Source organism: Chimaeribacter californicus, from assembly GCF_002858675.1.
Classification (GTDB): domain Bacteria; phylum Pseudomonadota; class Gammaproteobacteria; order Enterobacterales; family Enterobacteriaceae; genus Chimaeribacter; species Chimaeribacter californicus.
Window position 1 is genome coordinate 1 of record NZ_PJZF01000001.1, and the last position, 20752, is coordinate 20752.

At 60.5% G+C, this 20752-nt stretch carries 15 protein-coding genes; 13 read left to right on the forward strand and 2 right to left on the reverse strand.

All coding sequences use genetic code 11. From position 1 onward, the window contains the following. Positions 1 to 47 precede the first annotated feature (47 nt). The 13 genes from CYR55_RS00005 to CYR55_RS00060 all read left to right on the forward strand — a co-directional run bounded on the left by CYR55_RS00005 (position 48) and on the right by CYR55_RS00060 (position 18741). The gene (locus tag CYR55_RS00005) at positions 48 to 887 is read left to right on the forward strand and encodes a class II aldolase/adducin family protein (RefSeq protein ID WP_101814141.1); all 840 of its coding nucleotides are present in this window, start codon (positions 48 to 50) and stop codon (positions 885 to 887) included. A gap of 1192 nt (positions 888 to 2079) precedes the next feature. After that, positions 2080 to 2811 (forward strand): L-fucose operon activator, encoded by a 732-nt coding sequence (gene fucR / locus CYR55_RS00010; RefSeq protein ID WP_101814142.1) that lies wholly within the window; start codon positions 2080 to 2082, stop codon positions 2809 to 2811. Positions 2812 to 3206: 395 nt separating this feature from the next. After that, a complete protein-coding gene (locus CYR55_RS24080) occupies positions 3207 to 3332 on the forward strand; it encodes a hypothetical protein (protein ID WP_277622291.1) in 126 nt (41 codons plus the stop codon). Between the two features lie 14 nt (positions 3333 to 3346). Continuing rightward, positions 3347 to 5239, forward strand: coding sequence for a glutathione ABC transporter ATP-binding protein GsiA (gsiA, locus tag CYR55_RS00015; RefSeq protein ID WP_241522042.1), 1893 nt, complete (start codon positions 3347 to 3349; stop codon positions 5237 to 5239). Positions 5240 to 5266: 27 nt separating this feature from the next. Next, a complete protein-coding gene (gsiB, locus tag CYR55_RS00020) occupies positions 5267 to 6808 on the forward strand; it encodes a glutathione ABC transporter substrate-binding protein GsiB (RefSeq protein WP_101814143.1) in 1542 nt (513 codons plus the stop codon). Between the two features lie 63 nt (positions 6809 to 6871). Next, positions 6872 to 7792 carry a glutathione ABC transporter permease GsiC gene (gene gsiC / locus CYR55_RS00025; RefSeq protein WP_101814144.1) on the forward strand — a complete coding sequence of 307 codons (921 nt, stop codon included), beginning with the start codon at positions 6872 to 6874 and terminating at the stop codon, positions 7790 to 7792. 6 nt (positions 7793 to 7798) lie between these two features. Then, positions 7799 to 8713, forward strand: coding sequence for a glutathione ABC transporter permease GsiD (gsiD, locus tag CYR55_RS00030; RefSeq protein ID WP_101814145.1), 915 nt, complete (start codon positions 7799 to 7801; stop codon positions 8711 to 8713). Positions 8714 to 9432: 719 nt separating this feature from the next. After that, entirely contained in the window at positions 9433 to 10794 is a 1362-nt protein-coding gene (locus tag CYR55_RS00035) for a NarK family nitrate/nitrite MFS transporter (RefSeq protein ID WP_420912713.1), read from the forward strand. A 102-nt stretch (positions 10795 to 10896) separates the two neighbouring features. Then, positions 10897 to 14634, forward strand: a complete 3738-nt coding sequence (locus CYR55_RS00040; protein WP_101814146.1) for a nitrate reductase subunit alpha — start codon at positions 10897 to 10899, stop codon at positions 14632 to 14634. Further along, entirely contained in the window at positions 14631 to 16166 is a 1536-nt protein-coding gene (gene narH / locus CYR55_RS00045; protein WP_101814147.1) for a nitrate reductase subunit beta, read from the forward strand. Before CYR55_RS00040 ends, narH begins: the two co-directional genes overlap by 4 nt. Further along, entirely contained in the window at positions 16166 to 16867 is a 702-nt protein-coding gene (gene narJ, locus CYR55_RS00050; RefSeq protein ID WP_101814148.1) for a nitrate reductase molybdenum cofactor assembly chaperone, read from the forward strand. Before narH ends, narJ begins: the two co-directional genes overlap by 1 nt. Beyond that, positions 16867 to 17544: a respiratory nitrate reductase subunit gamma gene (gene narI, locus CYR55_RS00055; RefSeq protein WP_101814149.1), complete on the forward strand. Its 678-nt coding sequence runs from the start codon at positions 16867 to 16869 to the stop codon at positions 17542 to 17544. Before narJ ends, narI begins: the two co-directional genes overlap by 1 nt. Before the next feature lie 120 nt (positions 17545 to 17664). Continuing rightward, positions 17665 to 18741 carry an aldo/keto reductase gene (locus tag CYR55_RS00060; protein ID WP_101814150.1) on the forward strand — a complete coding sequence of 359 codons (1077 nt, stop codon included), beginning with the start codon at positions 17665 to 17667 and terminating at the stop codon, positions 18739 to 18741. Between the two features lie 94 nt (positions 18742 to 18835). On the opposite strand, the gene CYR55_RS00065 is transcribed toward CYR55_RS00060, so the two are convergent. Beyond that, complete coding sequence (locus CYR55_RS00065) at positions 18836 to 19735, reverse strand: SDR family oxidoreductase (RefSeq protein WP_101814151.1); 900 nt, start codon at positions 19733 to 19735, stop codon at positions 18836 to 18838. 169 nt (positions 19736 to 19904) lie between these two features. Next, positions 19905 to 20744: an S-formylglutathione hydrolase gene (gene fghA / locus CYR55_RS00070; protein ID WP_101814152.1), complete on the reverse strand. Its 840-nt coding sequence runs from the start codon at positions 20742 to 20744 to the stop codon at positions 19905 to 19907. Positions 20745 to 20752 lie beyond the last annotated feature (8 nt).

The following is a 20752-nucleotide window of genomic DNA, read 5'->3' on the forward strand; positions in this document are numbered from 1 at the left end:
CGCCGTGCCGTGCGCGGCCCCCGACACACAGCAAAGAGAGTAGAGCGATGAGTGAATCTGATTGGTCAATTTCCCCGCCGTTACCAAAACTGGAATTCCATTGGGAAGAGGGCAAAGACCCGCAGACCCCGCAAGAGGTGAATCAGTTTTTCTACAGCGATGCGCTTCAGGTCATCAAGCAGCGGATTGTCGCCATCGGCCAGCGGATGTGGCAGAAGGACTACGTGGACGGCAACGGCGGCAACATCTCCGTGCGCGTGGGCGACAACCTGGTGCTTTGCACCCCGACGCTTATCAGCAAAGGGTTTATGACGCCGGATGATATGTGCCTGGTGGACATGCAGGGCCGCCAGAAAGCGGGCAAGCGCCCGTCCACCAGCGAGATCAAAACACACCTCGGCATCATGAGCCGCGTACCGGCGGCCAAATCCTGCGTGCACGCCCACCCGGTGCACGCTAACGCGTTTGTGGTAACAGGTACCGTGCCGCCGACCGGTATTATGCCGGAGCCGGATATTTTCTTCGGGGAAGTGGTGCAGGCAAAATACGCGACTCCCGGCACACCGGAGAATGCGGAGAACGTCGGGTCAGTTTCCCCGGATCACCAGTGTATTTTCATGGAAAACCACGGCGTGATCGTCTGGGGTAATCATGTGGAGGATGCCTACTGGAAGCTGGAAAACGTCGATTCCTACTGCCGTATTCTGCTGCTGGCCACCCAACTCAACATCCCGATCCAGCAGGTGAACGCCGCGTCGATGAATGATTTTATCGCCCTGCGGAAAAAGCTGGGGATGCCGGATAACCGCGACCAGCGCAGCGCGGAGACGCTGTTTAACCTGCGGGAGTTTGCGGGGAGGGCGCTGAAAGCGCACCCAGAGGCGTAATGGTTTGAGCGGCGGCAGATAAGCCGCCGTCATTGGTGAAGTGGCATGTTTCGGTTGTTCATGTGCGATGGCTTTTTGGGATCGAGGTGTGTTGCGTTGGCAAACGCCTGCATTCCTTCTGCGGCTCTGCTGCCGCCACCGCGCAAGGGGCGCGTAAGCGCCCGCCCCTTGCATCCCCGCGCTTTGGGTGCCCCGGCAGAATTATTGCCCGCGTAGCGGGTTCCCTCCTTCGGCCTCCGGGCTTTTCGGGCCGGTACAGACACGCTCCCAGCGTGGCTGTACCTCTCGCACACATCCCTGTGTGCTCGCCCGGCCCTGCGTCCTCGTCGGCAATAATTTAATGCCCCCACCTAACTGCAAATCCTCGGCTATGTAAGGAAAGAGTAGATAGGTTCTTTTTAGGTTTTGAAGCAGTCATGAAAATCGCTGCCACATGAAAATGCAGCACGAAAAGCGTGCACCTTACGTCTAAAAAACCTCCCCCTACTATTTCCTCATATACTTTTTGGTTTTCAGAAATGCTGGAGCGTAAAAATCATTGCCGAATGGAGACGCAGGACATAAACACATCCGCGCCCAGCCAAAATATGCGAGCTACTCTTTCCTTACATACCTGATGATTTGCAGTCTGGTGGGGGCGTAAAAATCATTGCCGAATGGAGACGCAGGGCTGGGTGAACGGGCATGGATGCCCGTGAGAGTCGCAGCCACGCCGGGAGCGTGTCTGCGGCGGCCCGGAAAGCCCGGAGGCGAAATGAGGGAACACGCGAGAGCGTGCAATGATTCAGCCAAACCACCGAAAGTGCGCGGGTGCAGGGCGAGCGCACTGGCGCGCCCTGCTCGGTTGAGGCTTGGCGGCTCAGGTAGACAAATACACATAAACAACCGAAACATGCCACAAAACCCTTTAAAACCGTGCCCGCGGGTGCAGGGCCGGCGCGCCGGCAGGCCCTGCTCGGTTGAGGCTCAGAAAGCCGGGTAGACAAATACACATAAACAACCGAAACATGCCACTTCACTTCACAAACATCACACTAAATAACGCCCCCACATGCCAATGTGATCCCCCCTGAAAAATTTAAAAACAAAAAACCGTGATACCCTTTGCAATAAATAGCGGCCGATCCCAAAAGTGTCATGCCCCGCACGGTATGCTGGCGGCGTTGATGCGCAGAGGGAGCGTGACCGGAGAATGAAAAATAGCCGCCATGAAGCGTTGCTGAAACTTATTGCTGAGCAGGATGTGATGAGTGTTAACCAGTTGTCCCTGCAATTACATGTCTGCCGGGAAACGATCCGCCGTGATCTCAGCGAATTGCAGGAGCAGGGGCTGATCCTGCGCCGCCACGGTAAAGCCAAACGGATTATCCACCAGGATGACATCGGTGAACCCTTTATCCACCGGGCAAAAAGCCACTTCAGCGATAAAGATGACATCACCCGCCAGGCGCTGGCGTACATTGAGCCGGGCATGCTGCTGGCGCTGGATGCCAGCTCCACCTGCTGGTACCTGGCGCGCAAACTGCCGGATGTGCCGCTCACAGTGCTGACCAACAGTGCGCGCATTGTGCGCGAACTCGAGCGGCGGCAGCATATCCGGGTGATCTGCACCGGCGGGGAGCTGCTGCGCAAAGAAGAGGTCTACCGCAACCCGGCCTTCTTCGCGCTGATTAAACATTATGATATCGATCTGTTTATGTTTTCCTGCGAGGGGCTGGATAAACAGGGCCTGCTGTGGGACTCCAATGACCATAACGCCGAGTACAAGGCGATCCTGGTGAAGCGGGCCGCCCAATCCCTGCTGCTGATGGACAAAAGTAAGCTGTGGCGGCAGGGCGTGGCGCGAATCTGCCTGTTACAGGAGATCGATATCATCATCAGCAACCGGGAACTCAACTTACCGCAGGCCGCCGGCTGCGTCTGAGCCCGTGCGTAAAATTGCTTCACAGGCTTAATGATTTCCGCCCGGTGACTATTTCCCCTGATGGGCTTAGCCGGGCGGCCAGCCGGTAAACCGGTGCCGCCCGGAGGCCCCAAAACCCGCCTGCGTTCTTCCGCCCCCATCCCGCTTTCTTATATTACTTTGAATATGCTAAGTAAATTACCGTCTAAGGCGCACGCAGTTTCCGCTTTACTTACCGGGCGCGGCTAAATATAGTCAAAAATAAGCGCGTCCGGCCATTCAGTGCCACACTAAAAAACGCTGGCTTATTCCTCTGCTCAATACGTCGTCGGATAAGCCATAAAACAATGACGCCAGAACGCGCCGGGATGCGCGCGTTTTTTACGGACAGTTGACCAACAGGGTGCAGTGCCATCATGAGTAAACCAGAGATTACCGTTCACGGCGGTGCGCAAGCAGCGTCCGGCCTTGCCGTGGCCGTCTCCGCCTTTTTCGCGAACCGGCTGACCACGCCGCGCCGCCCTGTTGGGCGCGCGCATTGAGCGGGGGCGGGCCGGTGCGTGCGCTCTCCCCGTCGGTGTCGCCTGCGGCGGTAACCGGGTTACTGCCGGACGATCAGGTGCTGGCCGTCAGCGATCTCAGCGTTGGCTTCACCTCGGAAAAACAGCACATTCAGGCGGTAAAACAGCTCAGCTTTGAGGTGCGGCGCGGCGAAACCCTGGCGATTGTCGGGGAGTCCGGCTCCGGCAAGTCCGTGACCTCGCTGGCGCTGATGCGCCTGGTGGAGCAGGGCGGCGGTGTGATTGAGCAGGGGCGGATGCTGTTCCGCCGGCGGCGCGGCGCGGTGCTTGACCTGGCGACCGCCCGGCAATCTACCCTGCGCACGTTGCGCGGTGCCGATATGGCGATGATCTTCCAGGAACCGATGACCTCCCTCAACCCGGTGTTCCCGGTCGGCGAGCAGATCGCCGAGTCCATCCGGCTGCATCAGGGCATGGACCACCGCAGTGCCCGGCAGGAGGCGTTGCGGATGCTCGATCTGGTGCGCATCCCGGAGGCGCGCAACATTCTGGACCGCTACCCGCACCAGCTCTCCGGCGGGATGCGCCAGCGGGTGATGATCGCCATGGCGCTCTCCTGCAAACCGGCGCTGCTGATTGCCGACGAACCCACCACCGCACTGGATGTCACTATTCAGGCGCAAATCCTGCAACTTATCCGCGTGCTGCAACAAGAGATGCATATGGGGGTGATTTTTATCACCCATGATATGGGCGTGGTGGCCGAAGTGGCTGACCGGGTGCTGGTGATGTACCGCGGTGAGGGCGTCGAAACCGGGGCGGTGAAGCAGGTATTCGCCGCGCCGCAACACCCCTATACCCGCGCCCTGCTGGCGGCTGTGCCGAAACTGGGCGCGATGCGCGGGAAAGCCTTCCCGGCACGTTTTGATCTGGTTCACGCCGGGGAAACGCGCACTGACGCCGCCCCGCCGCAAGACACCATCCCGCCCGGCGCCGCACCGGTGTTACAGGTGCGCGATCTGGTGACGCGCTTTGACATCCGCAGCGGCCTGTTTAACCGCGTCACCCGGCAGGTTCATGCGGTGGAAAAGGTCAGTTTCGATCTCTACCCCGGCGAGACGCTGGCGCTGGTCGGGGAATCCGGCTGCGGCAAATCCACCACCGGGCGGTCGCTGCTGCGGCTGGTGGAGAGCCAGGGCGGCAGCCTGACCTTTAACGGCCAGTCGATTACCCATCTGTCGGGCGCGGCGCTGCAACACCTGCGGCGCGACATCCAGTTCATCTTCCAGGACCCTTACGCCTCGCTCGACCCGCGCCTTACGGTGGGTTACGCCATCATGGAGCCATTGCTGGTGCACGGCGTGGCGCGCGGCAAAGAGGCCGAGGCGCGTGTCGCCTGGCTGCTGGAGCGGGTCGGGCTGCAACCGGAACACGCCGCCCGTTACCCGCACGAATTTTCCGGCGGCCAGCGCCAGCGCATCTGCATTGCGCGCGCGCTGGCGCTGAACCCGAAAGTGGTGATCGCCGACGAGTCCGTCTCGGCGCTGGATGTCTCCGTCCAGGCACAGATTGTGAACCTGCTGATGGATCTCCAGCGCGAATTCGGCATCGCGTTCCTGTTTATTTCACATGATATGGCGGTTGTTGAACGCATCAGCCACCGGGTGGCGGTGATGTTCCTGGGCCAGATTGTGGAGATCGGCCCGCGCCGCGCCGTATTTGAAAACCCGCAACACCCCTATACGCGCAAACTGATGGCTGCCGTACCCGTGGCCGATCCGGCGCACCGCCGGCCGGAGCAGGCCCTTTTAGTGGATGAGATCCCAAGCCCAATCCGGGCAGTAGGTGACGAGCCTATCATTGCGCCGCTGGTGCAGGTAGGGGACGGGCACTTTGTGGCACGACATCCGATTGCAGGTGCTTACTGACAGGGAATATCCCCAGGAGAACATGAGATGACTCAGCAGACTATGCCCCGCCGTGCGCTGGTGGCCGGTGCCGTACTGGCCGTGCTGGCCGCCGCGCCCGCCTGGGCCGCGAAAGACGCCACCATCGCCGTGGGGTCAAATTTCACCTCGCTCGACCCGTATGACGCCAACGACTCGCTGTCGCAGGCGGTGGCAAAATCCTTCTATCAGGGGCTGTTCGGCTTTGATAAGGACATGAAACTGGTCAACGTGCTGGCGGACAGTTACCAGGTCAGCAGTGACGGCCTGAATTACACCATCAAGCTGCATCCCGGGGTGAAATTCCAGGACGGCACGCCGTTCAATGCCGAGGCGGTGAAGGTCAACCTCGACCGCGCCAGCAACCCCGAGAGCCACCTCAAGCGCTACAACCTGTTCAAAATGATCGCTTCCACCGAAGTGATCGACCCGGCCACGGTGAAAATCACCCTGAAAGCGCCGTTCTCCGCCTTCATCAACAACCTGGCGCACCCGTCAGCGGTGATGATCTCCCCGGCGGCGCTGGCGAAATATGGCAAAGAGATCGGCTTCCACCCGGTCGGCACCGGGCCGTACCAGTTTGTCGCCTGGAACCAGACCGACTACGTCAAAGTGAAGAAATTTGACGGCTACTGGAAGCCGGGCCTGCCGAAGCTCGACAGCATCACCTGGCGCCCGGTGGTGGACAACAACACCCGCGCGGCGATGCTCCAGACCGGCGAGGCGGATTTCGCCTACCCGATCCCTTACGAGCAGGCGGCTATCCTGAAGAAAAACGCGAAACTGGATCTGGTCACCACGCCGTCGATTTTGCAGCGCTACATCAGCTTTAACGTCACGCAGAAACCGTTCGACAACCTGAAGGTGCGCCAGGCGATCAACTACGCGATCAATAAGGAAGCGCTGATCAAGGTGGCTTTCTCCGGCTACGCCGTACCGGCGGAAGGGCCGGTGCCGCCGGGCATCGACTACGCCGCGCAGTATAAGCCGTGGCCGTATGACCCGGCCAAAGCGCGCGAGTTGCTGAAAGAGGCGGGCTACCCGAACGGTTTCACCACCACGCTCTGGTCGTCCCATAACCACAGCACCGCGCAGAAAGTGTTGCAATTCACCCAGCAACAGCTGGCGCAGGTCGGCATCAAAGTCACGGTGACGGCGATGGATGCCGGCCAGCGTGCCGCACAGGTGGAAGCGGTCGGCCAGAAAGAGGCCGGGGTGCGGATGTTCTACACCGGCTGGTCCGCCTCCACCGGGGAAGCGGACTGGGCGCTGACGCCGCTGTTTGCCGGCCAGTCTGCGCCGCCGAAACAGTTCAATACCGCCTTCTACAGCAACCCGCAGGTGGATAAAGATTTGAGCGACGCGCTGGCCACCACCGATCGCGCGGCGAAAGCCAGGCTCTATAAAGATGCGCAGGATAAGATCTGGGCCGACGCGCCGTGGGCCTTCCTGGCCACGGAGCGCCTGGTCTCCGCGCATAACAAACGCCTGACAGGGTTCTATATGATGCCGGATACCCTGTTCAGTTTTGATGACGCCGACATCAAATAAGGCGGCGGCGGGCATCTGTAACGGGTGCCCGCCGGTCACCGGCAGCCAGGGACTTTTGGACCGATGCTGAACTATTTTCTGAAACGACTTTTAGGGTTAATTCCGACACTGCTGATTGTGGCGGTGCTGGTGTTTTTGTTTGTCCATCTGCTGCCGGGCGACCCGGCGCGGCTGGCCGCCGGGCAGGATGCGGATGAGAGCGTGGTGGCGCTGGTGCGCCAGGATCTCGGCCTCGATAAACCGCTGCCGGTGCAGTTTTTCCACTTCTTTACCAACGTGGTGCAGGGCAATTTCGGCACCTCGATCGTCTCAAAACGGCCGGTGGCGGAGGAGATCGCCCAGCGCTTTATGCCGACGCTGTGGCTGACCCTTGCCAGCATGGTGTGGGCGGTGCTTTTCGGCATGGTGATTGGCGTGGTCTCCGCCGTCTGGCGTAACCGCTGGCCGGATCGCCTCGGCATGACGCTGGCGGTCTCCGGCATCTCCTTCCCGGCCTTTGCGCTGGGGATGCTGCTGATGCAGGTGTTCTCGGTCAATCTTGGCTGGTTGCCCACCGTGGGGGCTGACAGCTGGCAGCACTACATCCTGCCCTCGATCACGCTGGGGGCGGCGGTGGCGGCAGTGATGGCCCGCTTCACCCGCGCCTCGTTTGTGGAGGTGATGCAGGAGGATTACATGCGCACCGCACGCGCCAAAGGGGTGCGTGAAAGCGTGGTGGTGGTCAAGCATGGCCTGCGCAACGCGATGATCCCGGTGGTGACGATGATGGGCCTGCAATTTGGTTTTCTGCTCGGCGGCTCGATTGTGGTGGAGAAAGTCTTCAACTGGCCGGGGCTGGGGCGGCTGCTGGTGGACTCGGTGGAGATGCGCGACTACCCGGTGATTCAGGCCGAGGTGCTGCTGTTTTCGCTGGAGTTCATCCTGATTAACCTGGTGGTGGATGTTCTTTACGCCGCCATCAACCCTTCCATCCGCTATAAGTGAGGCCGCATGAAATTCTGGAGACGTGATGCCACCCTGGCGGGGATGCCGGTGATCCGGGTGGCGGGGCTGGGTGCAACGCGCACGCCATGGCGCGCCTTCTGGCAACGGTTTACCCGCCAGCCGGTGGCGCTGGTGGCAGGGGTGTTTGTGCTGCTGCTGATTGCCGTGGCGCTGCTGGCCCCCTGGCTGGTGCCGTATGACGCGGAAAACTACTTTGATTATGACCGGCTGAATGAGGGGCCGTCTGCGGTGCACTGGCTGGGGGTGGATTCACTGGGACGGGATATTTTCAGCCGCATCCTGATGGGCACGCGGATTTCGCTGGCGGCCGGGGTGGGCTCGGTGGTGATCGGTGCTGCCATCGGCACCTTCTTCGGCCTGCTGGCCGGTTACTATGAAGGCTGGTGGGACCGCATCACCATGCGTATCTGTGATGTGCTGTTTGCCTTTCCCGGCATTTTGCTGGCGATAGGCGTGGTGGCGATCATGGGCAGCGGCATGGCCAACGTGATTGTGGCGGTGGCGATTTTCAGCATCCCGGCGTTTGCCCGGCTGGTGCGCGGCAATACGCTGGTGCTGAAACACCAGACGTATATTGAGTCAGCACGCAGCATCGGCGCGTCTGATGCCACCATTCTGCTGCGCCATGTGCTGCCGGGCACGCTCTCCTCCATTGTGGTCTACTTCACTATGCGCATCGGCACCTCGATCATTACCGCCGCCAGCCTCTCTTTCCTGGGGCTGGGCGCGCAGCCGCCAACGCCGGAGTGGGGCGCGATGCTCAATGAGGCGCGGGCAGATATGGTGATGGCACCGCATGTGGCGATCTTCCCGAGCCTGGCGATTTTCCTCACGGTGCTGGCGTTTAACCTGCTGGGCGATGGGCTGCGGGATGCCCTCGATCCGAAGCTGAAAACCTGACGTTCACGCCTGCCGCCTCTTTCTGCCTTTTTCTGCTTTTTACTCCTGCTTTTTACTCCTGAACATCGGCCACCGGTGTTCAGGCTATTTCAGGCAACGGTGGAATCCCTGTCGCAAAATATCCCGTTCATTACCTGCCATGCGCAGAGGTTTATTTTTGGCGATAACTCCACCTGATTACTCCTTTCGGGTTAACGTTATTTCTTTTGGCAGAAAATAGTACCTCTTTGGGGTTAAAAAATTAACCCGTAAGCGGTTGTCATTATTCTGTCAAAAAGGTTATCGGGTGTGAAAATAGGCGGGTTACGCCGGGTGCGCTACCCATAAATAGGTAATGGTTGGTGAGCATTCGCTATTTATGCCTGATCAGAACACTCTTATACTTTTATTATTTCATTATTTATCAATGGTTAATGCTTTATTTCACGCAATATCCCTTTCGGATGGTGCCTGATTTTTACTTTTCTTCTTCCTGAAAAATCAACCGTAATAATAAGAGGCAGCTCGGATTTTTATTCGTGGCGGCCGGTTAATCCGCTTTTCTTTGATATTCCTCAGTACCCGTATCAGGCGCGCCAATAAAATTAGCGCGTAATGCCTGGTACAGGCAGCAGATCGATTTCAGAGGGGCGCATGTCGTGGAAGATAACCAAATCATAGGTAATAACCAGAAAACTAACCGTAATCCAAACCCAGAAAACAACCGGCAGAAAGGGCACCTGATCGCCGGCTGGGAACCTGAAAACCCTGTCTTCTGGGAGGCCACCGGGAAATTTATCGCCCGCCGCAATCTGGTGATCTCGGTCTCGTCCCTGTTGCTGGCGTTTTGCGTCTGGATGCTGTTCAGCACCGTGGCGGTCTACCTTAACCGCGTGGGCTTTGCGTTCACCACTGACCAGCTGTTCTGGCTCACGGCGCTGCCGTCGCTCTCCGGTGCGCTGCTGCGGGTGCCTTACTCCTTTGCGGTGCCGATCCTCGGTGGGCGTTTATGGACGGTTATCAGCACTGCCATCATGATCGTGCCCTGTATGTGGCTGGGCTATGCGATCCAAAACCCGCAGACGCCGTTCTGGGTGTTTGTGATCATCGCGCTGCTGTGCGGCTTCGCTGGGGCAAACTTCGCCTCCAGCATGGGTAATATCAGCCTGTTTTACCCGAAGAAGAAACAGGGCAGTGCGCTGGGGATTAACGGCGGGCTGGGCAATATGGGCGTCAGCGTGATGCAACTGCTCTCGCCGTTTATTGTGGCGCTGCCGCTCTTTACTTTTATCGGGGTGCAGGGCGTGGCACAGCCCACCGGCGGCACGCTGTGGCTGGCCAACGCCGCGTGGGTCTGGGTGCCGCTGCTGGTGGTCACCACACTGGCGGCCTGGTTCGGCATGAACGATCTGGCCGGCCTGAAAGCCTCGTTCCGGCAGCAACTGCCGGTGCTGAAAAGCGGCCACCTCTGGCTGCTCGGGATGCTCTATCTGGCCACCTTCGGCTCCTTTATCGGCTTTTCCGCCGGGTTCGCCATGCTGGCGAAAACGCAATTCCCTGACATCGACATCATTAAGCTCGCCTTCTTCGGGCCGCTGCTGGGCGCGCTCGCCCGTTCCGGCGGGGGCATGCTCTCTGACAAATTCGGCGGCATCCGCGTCACCATCATCAATTACCTGATGATGACCCTGTTCACCCTGGCGCTGTTCTTCACCCTGCCGGACAGCCACAGCAGCGGCAGCTTCATCACCTTCTACCTGATTTTCATGGGGCTGTTCCTGACGGCCGGGCTGGGCAGCGGCTCTACCTTCCAGATGATCGCCGTGATCTTCCGCCAACTGGCGATGACGGCGGTGCTGAAAAAGGGCGGCACCCAGGAACAGGCACAGCATACCGCCGTGACGGATACTGCCGCCGCGCTGGGCTTCATCTCCGCCATCGGCGCGATTGGCGGCTTCTTTATTCCGAAAGCGTTTGGCACGTCGCTGAGCCTCACCGGCTCGCCGGTCGGGGCGATGAAAATCTTCCTGGTTTTCTACGCGGTCTGTTTCCTGGTGACCTGGCTGGTGTATGGCCGTCACCGCGCGTCACCGTCTGCATAACGCCTGCCGGAACGCTGCGGTTCCGGTCTTTACCCCGCCCCCAGGGCATAGAGCAATGATTAAAAAAACGTCAGGGCATCCGACCCTGGCAGGAGAACAATCATGAGCAAGTTATTGGATCGTTTTCGTTATTTTAAACAAAAGGGTGACAGTTTCGCCGCCGGGCATGGTCAGGCCTATACCACCAACCGTGACTGGGAAGACAGCTACCGCCAGCGCTGGCAGTATGACAAAGTGGTGCGCTCCACGCATGGCGTGAACTGTACCGGCTCCTGTAGCTGGAAGATCTACGTGAAAAACGGGCTGGTAACCTGGGAAACCCAGCAGACCGATTACCCGCGCACCCGCCCGGATTTGCCGAACCACGAACCGCGCGGCTGCCCGCGCGGGGCCAGCTACTCCTGGTACCTCTACAGCGCCAACCGCCTGAAATACCCGCTGATCCGCCAACGCCTGATTGAACTCTGGCGCGAGGCGCTGGCTCACCATCCTGACCCGGTTGACGCCTGGGACGCCATCGTTACCGATCCTGAAAAAGCGCAGAGCTATAAACAGGCGCGCGGCCGCGGTGGTTTTGTGCGATCCACCTGGCAGGAGATGAACCAGCTTATCGCCGCCGCCAATATCTGGACGGTCAGACACTGCGGGCCGGACCGCATCGCCGGGTTCTCCCCGATCCCGGCGATGTCGATGGTTTCGTACGCCGCCGGTACCCGTTACCTCTCGCTGATTGGCGGCACCTGCCTCAGCTTCTACGACTGGTACTGTGATTTGCCGCCCGCCTCGCCGATGACCTGGGGCGAACAGACCGATGTGCCGGAATCCGCAGACTGGTACAACGCCGGGTATATCATCGCCTGGGGCTCGAACGTGCCGCAGACCCGTACGCCGGACGCCCACTTCTTCACCGAAGTGCGCTACAAAGGCACCAAAACGGTGGCGATCACGCCTGACTATTCAGAAGTCGCCAAATTAAGCGACCAGTGGCTGGCACCGAAGCAGGGCACCGACAGCGCGCTGGCGCTGGCGATGGGGCATGTGATCCTGAAAGAGTTCCACCTTGAGCGCCCCAGCGACTATTTCCTGAACTACGCCCGCCGTTATACCGACATGCCGATGCTGGTGCTGCTGGAGCCGCGTGATGACGGCACCTTCGCGCCCGGCCGGATGCTGCGCGCCGCCGATCTGGTGGACAACCTGGGCGAGGCCAATAACCCGGACTGGAAAACCGTGGCGCTGAACGACGCCGGTGAGCTGGTGGTGCCGAACGGCGCGATCGGTTTCCGCTGGGGCGAAAAGGGGAAATGGAACCTGGAGCCGGTGGCGGCCGGTCATCCACAAACGCTCAGCCTCAGTTTGCTGGCGACGCATGACGAGGTGGCGGAGGTGGGCTTCCCCTATTTCGGCGGCATCGAAAATGCGCACTTCCGCCATGTGAAACAAGACCCGATCCTGCTGCATAAACTGCCGGTGAAACGCCTGACGCTGGCGGATGGCCGCGAGGCGCGCGTGGTCACCGTGTATGATCTGACGCTGGCCAACTACGGTATTGAGCGCGGGCTGAACGATAACGCCTGTCCAACCGGCTATGATGACATCCGCGCCTACTCCCCGGCCTGGGCTGAGCAGATCTGCGGCGTGCCGCGCGCTTCCATCATCACCATCGCCCGTGAATTCGCTGACACCGCCCACAAAACCCACGGCCGGTCGATGATCATTGTGGGGGCCGGGATGAACCACTGGTACCACATGGACATGAACTACCGTGGGCTGATTAACATGCTGATTTTCTGCGGTTGCGTGGGGCAGAGCGGCGGCGGCTGGGCGCACTATGTCGGGCAGGAGAAATTGCGCCCGCAGACCGGCTGGACGCCGCTGGCCTTTGCGCTGGACTGGAACCGCCCACCGCGCCAGATGAACAGCACCTCGTTTTTCTATAACCACTCCAGCCAGTGGCGTTACGAGAAACTCAGCGTTGCCTCGCTGCTCTCCCCGCTGGCGTCGCCGGAGGCGTTCCCCGGCCAGCTGATCGATTTCAACGTGCGCGCCGAACGCATGGGCTGGCTGCCGTCCTCGCCGCAGCTCAATACCAACCCGTTGCAGATTGCCGCCGACGCACAGAAGGCGGGCCTGTCGCCGCAGGCGTACACCGTGCAGGCACTGAAAGCCGGCGCGCTGCGCTTTGCCGGCGAGCAACCCGACGGCGGCAACAACCACCCGCGCAATATGTTTATCTGGCGCTCCAACCTGCTCGGTTCGTCGGGTAAAGGCCACGAGTACATGCTGCGTTACCTGCTGGGCACCGAGAGCGGCATTCAGGGCGACGCGCTGAGCGATGAACGCGTGATGCCGGAAGAGGTGGAGTGGCGCAACCAGGCGATTGAAGGCAAGCTCGATCTGGTGGTGACGCTCGACTTCCGCATGTCCAGCACCTGCCTGTTCTCCGACATCGTGCTGCCGACCGCCACCTGGTACGAAAAAGATGACATGAACACCTCGGATATGCACCCGTTCATCCACCCGCTGTCGGCGGCGGTTGACCCGGCGTGGGAATCGAAAAGCGACTGGGAGATCTACAAAGGCATCGCGAAAACCTTCTCTGAACTCTGCCCGGGCCATCTCGGCGAGGAGACGGATGTGGTGCTGCAACCGATCCAGCACGACTCCCCGGCAGAACTGGCGCAGCCGTATGAGATCCAGGACTGGAAAAAGGGCGAATGTGACCTGATCCCCGGCAAGACGGCGCCGCATATCGTCACCGTCACGCGGGATTACCCGGCCACTTACGAGCGCTTTACCTCGGTCGGCCCGCTGATGGAAAAACTGGGCAACGGCGGCAAAGGCATCAGCTGGAACACCGACAGCGAAGTTGAGCTGCTGCGTCAGCTTAACTACGTCAAAGCCGGCGGCCCGGCGCAAGGCCAGCCGCAGATCAACAGCGCGATTGATGCCGCCGAAGTGATCCTGACCCTCGCGCCGGAAACCAACGGGCAGGTGGCGGTCAAAGCGTGGGAGGCGCTGAGCAGCGTTACCGGCCGCGACCATACCCACCTGGCACGGCCCAAACAGGAAGAGAAAATCCGCTTCCGCGATATTCAGGCACAGCCGCGTAAAATCATCTCCAGCCCGACCTGGTCAGGGCTGGAGGATGAGCACGTCTCCTATAACGCCAACTACACCAACGTTCATGAGCTGATCCCGTGGCGCACCCTGACGGGCCGCCAGCAGCTCTATCAAGATCACCCATGGATGCGCGCCTTTGGAGAAAGTCTGGTGGTCTATCGCCCGCCGGTGGATACCCGCAGCCTGGAAGCGCTGTCGCATATTCCCTCTAACGGCTTCCCGGAAAAGGCGCTGAACTTCCTGACGCCGCACCAGAAATGGGGCATCCACTCTACCTACAGCGACAACCTGCTGATGCTGACGCTGTCACGCGGCGGCCCGATCGTCTGGATGAGTGAGGCGGATGCCGCAGAGCTGGACATCGCGGACAACGACTGGATCGAGGTGTTCAACGCCCACGGCACGCTGACCGCCCGCGCGGTGGTCAGCCAGCGTGTCCCGGCCGGGATGACCATGATGTACCACGCGCAGGAGCGGTTGCTGAACATCCCGGGGTCGGAAATCACCGGCATGCGCGGCGGCATCCACAACTCCGTGACCCGCGTCAGCCCGAAACCGACCCATATGATCGGCGGCTACGCCCAGCTGGCGTATGGCTTCAACTATTACGGCACGGTCGGCTCCAACCGCGATGAATTCATCATGGTGCGCAAAATGAAACACATTAACTGGCTGGATGACGAGGGCCGCGATCAGGTTCAGGAGGCGTCAAAATGAAAATCCGTTCTCAGGTCGGCATGGTGCTGAACCTTGATAAATGCATCGGTTGCCATACCTGCTCCGTGACCTGCAAAAACGTCTGGACCGGGCGCGAAGGCATGGAGTACGCGTGGTTCAATAACGTGGAAACCAAGCCGGGCGTGGGCTACCCACAGGCGTGGGAAGACCAGAGCAAATGGCGCGGCGGCTGGATCCGTAAAATCAACGGTAAGCTTGAGCCGCGCCTCGGCAGCCGCGCCGGGGTGCTGTCGAAAATCTTCGCTAACCCGGTGATCCCGGGTATTGACGACTATTACGAGCCGTTCACCTATGACTACCAGCATCTGCATACCGCGAAGCAGGGCAAAAACCAGCCCACGGCGCGGCCGCGCTCGCTGATCAGCGGCCAGCGGATGGACAAAATCGAGGGCGGCCCCAACTGGGAGGAGCTGCTGGGCGGCGAGTTCAGTAAACGCGCGGCCGACAAAAACTTCGACGCCATTCAGAAAGAGATGTACGGCCAGTTTGAACACACCTTCATGATGTACCTGCCGCGCCTGTGTGAACACTGCCTGAACCCAGCCTGTGTGGCGACCTGCCCGAGCGGTGCCATCTACAAGCGCGAAGAAGACGGCATTGTGCTGATCGACCAGGATAAATGCCGTGGCTGGCGGCTCTGCATCAGCGGCTGCCCCTACAAAAAAATCTACTTCAACTGGAAAAGCGGGAAATCGGAGAAGTGCATTTTCTGTTACCCGCGCATTGAATCCGGGATGCCCACCGTCTGCTCGGAAACCTGCGTCGGGCGCATCCGCTACCTCGGCGTGCTGCTCTACGATGCCGACCGCATCGCTGACGCCGCCGGCGCAGAAAACCCGCACGACCTGTATGAACGCCAGTGCGACATCTTCCTTGATCCGCACGACCCGGCGGTGATTGAGGAAGCGCTGAAACAGGGCATCACCCAGAACGTGATCGAGGCGGCGCAGGCCTCGCCGGTGTGGAAACTGGCGATGGACTGGAAGCTGGCGCTGCCGCTGCATCCGGAATACCGCACGCTGCCGATGGTCTGGTATGTGCCGCCGCTGTCACCGATTCAATCGGTGGTGGAAGCGGGCGCACTGGCACAGCCGGGGAGTGTGTTACCGGCCGTGGAGCAGTTGCGCATTCCGGTGCAATACCTGGCGAACCTGTTGAGCGCCGGGGATACCGCCCCGGTGCTGCGGGCGCTGAAACGGATGATGGCAATGCGTCACTATAAACGGGCGCAGAGCGTCGAGGGCGTCACGGACACGCGGGCGATTGATGAGATGGGGCTGAGCGAGGCGCAGGTGGAGGAGATGTACCGCTACCTCGCCATCGCCAACTATGAGGATCGCTTTGTGATCCCGACCAGCCACCGTGAGCTGGCGCGTGACGCCTTCCCGGAACGCAACGGCTGCGGGTTCAGCTTTGGTGACGGCTGCCACGGCAGCGACACCAAATTTAACCTGTTCAACAGCCGCCGGATTGATGCCATCAACATCGGCGATCAGGCCGGGGGTGAATGATGCCGCTGTTAAAAATCATCTCACTGCTGCTGGAATACCCGGATGAGGATCTCTGGCAGAACCGGGAGGAACTGCTGGCGGCAACGGAACAGGCGCAGCCCGATCTGCTGGCGTTTGTGCAGCGTTACCTCGCCGCACCGGTGCTGGATAAGCAGGCGGAATGGTGCGCGCTGTTTGAACGCGGGCGCGCCACCTCGCTGCTGCTGTTTGAGCATGTGCATGCCGAATCCCGCGAGCGCGGGCAGGCGATGGTGGATCTGCTGAACCAGTATGAGGCGGCGGGGCTGCAGCTCAGCTGTCGCGAACTGCCGGACTATCTGCCGCTCTATCTCGAATACCTGAGTAGGCAGGACGCGGCCGCCGCCCGTGAGGGCTTGCAGGATATCGCCCCGATCCTTGCGTTGCTGGGCGGCCGCCTGAAGGCGCGCGACAGTGAGTTCAGCGCGCTGTTCGACGCCCTGCTGGCCGCGGCACAAAGCCCGCTGCGCAGCGATGCGCTGGCCGGGCAGGTGGCCGGTGAAGCACGCGACGACTCCCCGGCGGCGATGGACGCCGTCTGGGAAGAGGAGCAGGTGAAATTTATGGGCAGCCACTCTGTTATGGACAACCCATGCGGTGACGCCCCGGCGCAGCACGCGCCCCGGGGCGGCCATGACGTATTGCCGCAGTATCTGGATCTCTCTGCCGGAGGAGCAAAATAATGCATTACCTCAATATCCTGTTTTTTGACATCTACCCCTACATTTGCGGCACCGTGTTCCTGATCGGCAGCTGGCTGCGGTATGACTACGGTCAGTACACCTGGCGGGCGGCGTCCAGCCAGATGCTGGATAAAAAGGGTATGCGCCTCGGTTCTAACCTGTTCCACATCGGCATTATCGGCATTTTCCTCGGCCACCTGTTCGGGATGCTGACGCCGCACTGGGTTTATGAGCCGTTTCTCGCCATCGCCACCAAACAGAAACTAGCGATGGTGGCCGGTGGGGTGTTTGGGCTGATGACGCTGGCGGGCGGGCTGCTGTTGCTGAGGCGGCGGTTATTCAACCCGCGCATCCGCGCCACCTCAACCCGCGCTGACATCGTGATCCTGGGGATTTTAATCGTGCAGGTGACGCTGGGGCTGACCTCCATCTGGTTCTCACTTCAGCACCTCGACGGCCTCGGGATGATGAAGCTGGTGGGCTGGGCGCAGGCGATCGTGACGTTGCAGGGCAACGCGTCACACTGGCTGGACGGCGTGGAGTGGATCTACCGCGTGCATCTGATTCTGGGCATGACGATCTTCCTGGTGTTTCCGTTCACCCGGCTGGTGCATGTCTGGAGCGCGCCGGTGGAATACCTCACCCGCCGCTACCAGGTGGTGCGGGCCAGACGCTAAACGCTACGGGGGCGCAGACCGGGCCGGCGGGTAAGGGGAGTCCTAATTCGATGAAGGGTGAGGAATTTTTGGCTATACCTATAGGTTCCTCCTCTTAATCCAACGTACAAGGAGTCAGTCATGAAATACCGCCAACTCGGCCACTCCGGCCTGTTTGTCTCGGAATTGACACTAGGGACCCTCACGTTTGCCGGTACCGACGGTTTCGAAAAGACCGGCCATGTGGATGCCAAAACCGCCCGCCGTTTTATGGACATCGCCTTTGAACAGGGCGTGAATACCGTGGACACCGCTGACCTTTACTCAAAAGGCGGCGCGGAAAGCGTGGTGGGGGAGGCGCTGGGCCACGACCGCCAGCGGATTATCCTCGCCACCAAGGCCCGCAGCCCAATGAGCGATGACCCGAATGACAGCGGGGCCACGCGTTACCACCTGATCAAATCCTGTGAAAACAGCCTGCGCCGCCTGAAGACCGACCACATCGACCTCTACCAGATCCATAACTGGGACGGCGTCACCCCGGTGGAAGAGACGCTGTATGCGCTGGAATCCCTGGTGCAGAGCGGCAAAATCCGCTACTTCGGCACCTCCAACTACACCGGCTGGCAGATGATGAAAACCCTGGGCAAAGCGGAACTGCTCGGGGTGCATAAGCCGGTCAGCCAGCAGATCAACTACACGCCGGAATCACGCGAAGCCGAGTTCGAGTTACTGCCGCTGGCGCTGGACCAGAACATCGGCACGCTGATCTGGGGGCCGATGGGCGAAGGGCTGCTGACCGGCACCGTGCGCCGCGGCCAGAAAACGCCGGAGAGTTCGCGTCAGGGCAACGGCTGGCCGGAACCCTATGTGCATGACATGGAACACGCCTACGACGTGATTGACGTGCTGGCGGCGGTGGGGGAAAAACAGGGTGTCTCCCCGGCGCGCGTCTGCCTGGCCTGGCTCAACAGCCGCCCCGGCATCAGCAGTTTGATTGTGGGCGCACGTAACGAGGCGCAACTGCGCGACAGCCTGGCCTCAGCTGACCTGCACTTGTCCGAAGAGGAATTGCAGCAGATTGAGCGGGCGACCCGCCCGGCACCGCGTTATCCGTACTGGCATCGCTTTACCTCCGGGATGGATCGCATCGACCCGGCGGAGCAGCCGTTCCTGGACGAATACCGCGAAACCGTGGAGCACCGTAAAGACCGCTGATGCTGTGACAGGGTCAGCAGGCAAGAAAAAGCCGGGCATTTGCCCGGCTTCTTTATGGGGGATATGCTGGTTTAAAAAACCGCATATAACTCGCTTACGCCGTGTGGTTCCCACCGGTCACGCCAAACACTTCGGCGGTGACATAACTCGATTCCTGCGAGGCGAGGAACACATAAATCGGTGCCAGCTCAGCCGGCTGACCGGCACGTTTGAGCGGGGTGGCCGCGCCGAAGTCCGGGATGTTCTCCTGCAACTGGCCGCCGCTGACCTGCAACGGCGTCCAAATCGGGCCGGGTGCCACGATATTCACGCGGATGCCTTTGCTCGCTACCTGTTTTGCCAGTGCGCGGCTGTACGCCACAATGGCACTCTTGGTGGACGCGTAATCCAGCAGGAATTCGCTGGGCTGATACGCCTGGATGGAAGAGGTGGTGATAATCGAGCTCCCTTCCGGCAGGTGCGGCAGCGCTGCTTTGGTGATCCAGAACAGCGAGAAGACGTTGGTTTCAAAGGTCTTGCGGAACTGATCGGTAGTCAGGTCACTGATGTTCTGAATCGCGACCTGCTTACCGGCCACCAGCGCCAGAATATCCAGCCCGCCCAGTTTGGCGTGGGCATCGGCGACCAGTTTCTGGCAGAACGTTTCATCACTGATGTCACCCGGCAACAGCACCACTTCACGCCCGGCTTCACGAATCAGCTCGGCCACCTCTTCGGCGTCACGCTGTTCGGAGGGCAGGTAGGAGAGGGCGACGTCCGCCCCTTCACGGGCATAGGCAATCGCCGCGGCGCGGCCGATCCCGGAGTCACCGCCGGTGACCAGCGCTTTACGCCCTTTCAGGCGCTCGCTGCCGCGGTAGCTCTCTTCACCGTGATCCGGAGCAGGCTGCATATTGACGGCCAGCCCTGGCGCGGGCTGAGTCTGCTTTGGATAACGGTCATGCTTGTACTGGGTGAGTGGATTCTGGCGGGTATATTGGTCTGGTTTCGACATTGTTTTTCTCCATTCACTTGAAACAACAGGAGGCGCGTAAAGCCAAGGCTTTGCGCACGTAAAAATCTGTACGAACCATAAAGTGTAGTTGAAAATGCTGAGCCTGCCAGTCAGCCGGGAAGGAAGCAGCGGCCCTCCTTCCGGCGGGCCGCAAAATTTCAGACGAGGGTCAGGCAAACAGATGCGCGGCGTGGAACCGCAGGTGATCCTCAATAAAACTGGCGATAAAGAAGTAGCTGTGGTCATACCCCGGCTGGGTGCGCAGGGTCAGCGACCAGCCATGCTGGTCAGCCAGCTCAGCCAGTTTTGACGGCTGCAGCTGGTCCGGCAGGAACTGGTCACTGTCGCCCTGATCCACCAGCATCGGCAGCGCCGTGGCCGGGGTGCTGGTCAGCAGGTGGCAGCTGTCATACGCCAGCCACTGGCTTTCGTCACTGCCGAGATAGGCAGTAAACGCCTTGCGGCCCCACGGCACCTGGCTCGGGTTAACGATCGGCGCGAACGCTGACACCGAGCAGTAGCGCTGCGGGTTACGCAGGGCCAGCATCAGCGCGCCGTGGCCGCCCATGGAATGCCCGCAGATTGACTGCCGGTCACTGACGCTGACCTGCTGGCGTACCAGCGCGGGCAGCTCATCATTGAGGTAGTCATACATGCGGTAATGCGCTGACCATGGTGCCTGGGTGGCATTGAGATAGAAGCCCGCGCCCTGGCCGAGATCGTAGCCCGGGTCGTCTGCCACGCCGTCACCGCGCGGGCTGGTGTCCGGCATCACCAGTACCAGCCCCAGTTCAGCCGCCACGCGTTGTGCACCGGCCTTCTGCGTGAAGTTTTCATCGTTGCAGGTCAGCCCGGACAGCCAGTACAGCACCGGCGGCGGCGCATCGTCCCGTGGCGGCGGCAGGTAGAGGCTGAACGTCATGGTGCAGTTCAGGCTGCTGCTGTGGTGGCGGTAACGCTGTTGCCAGCCGCCAAACAGCCGGTGTTCTTCAAGAAGTTCAATGCTCATCGCAGCGC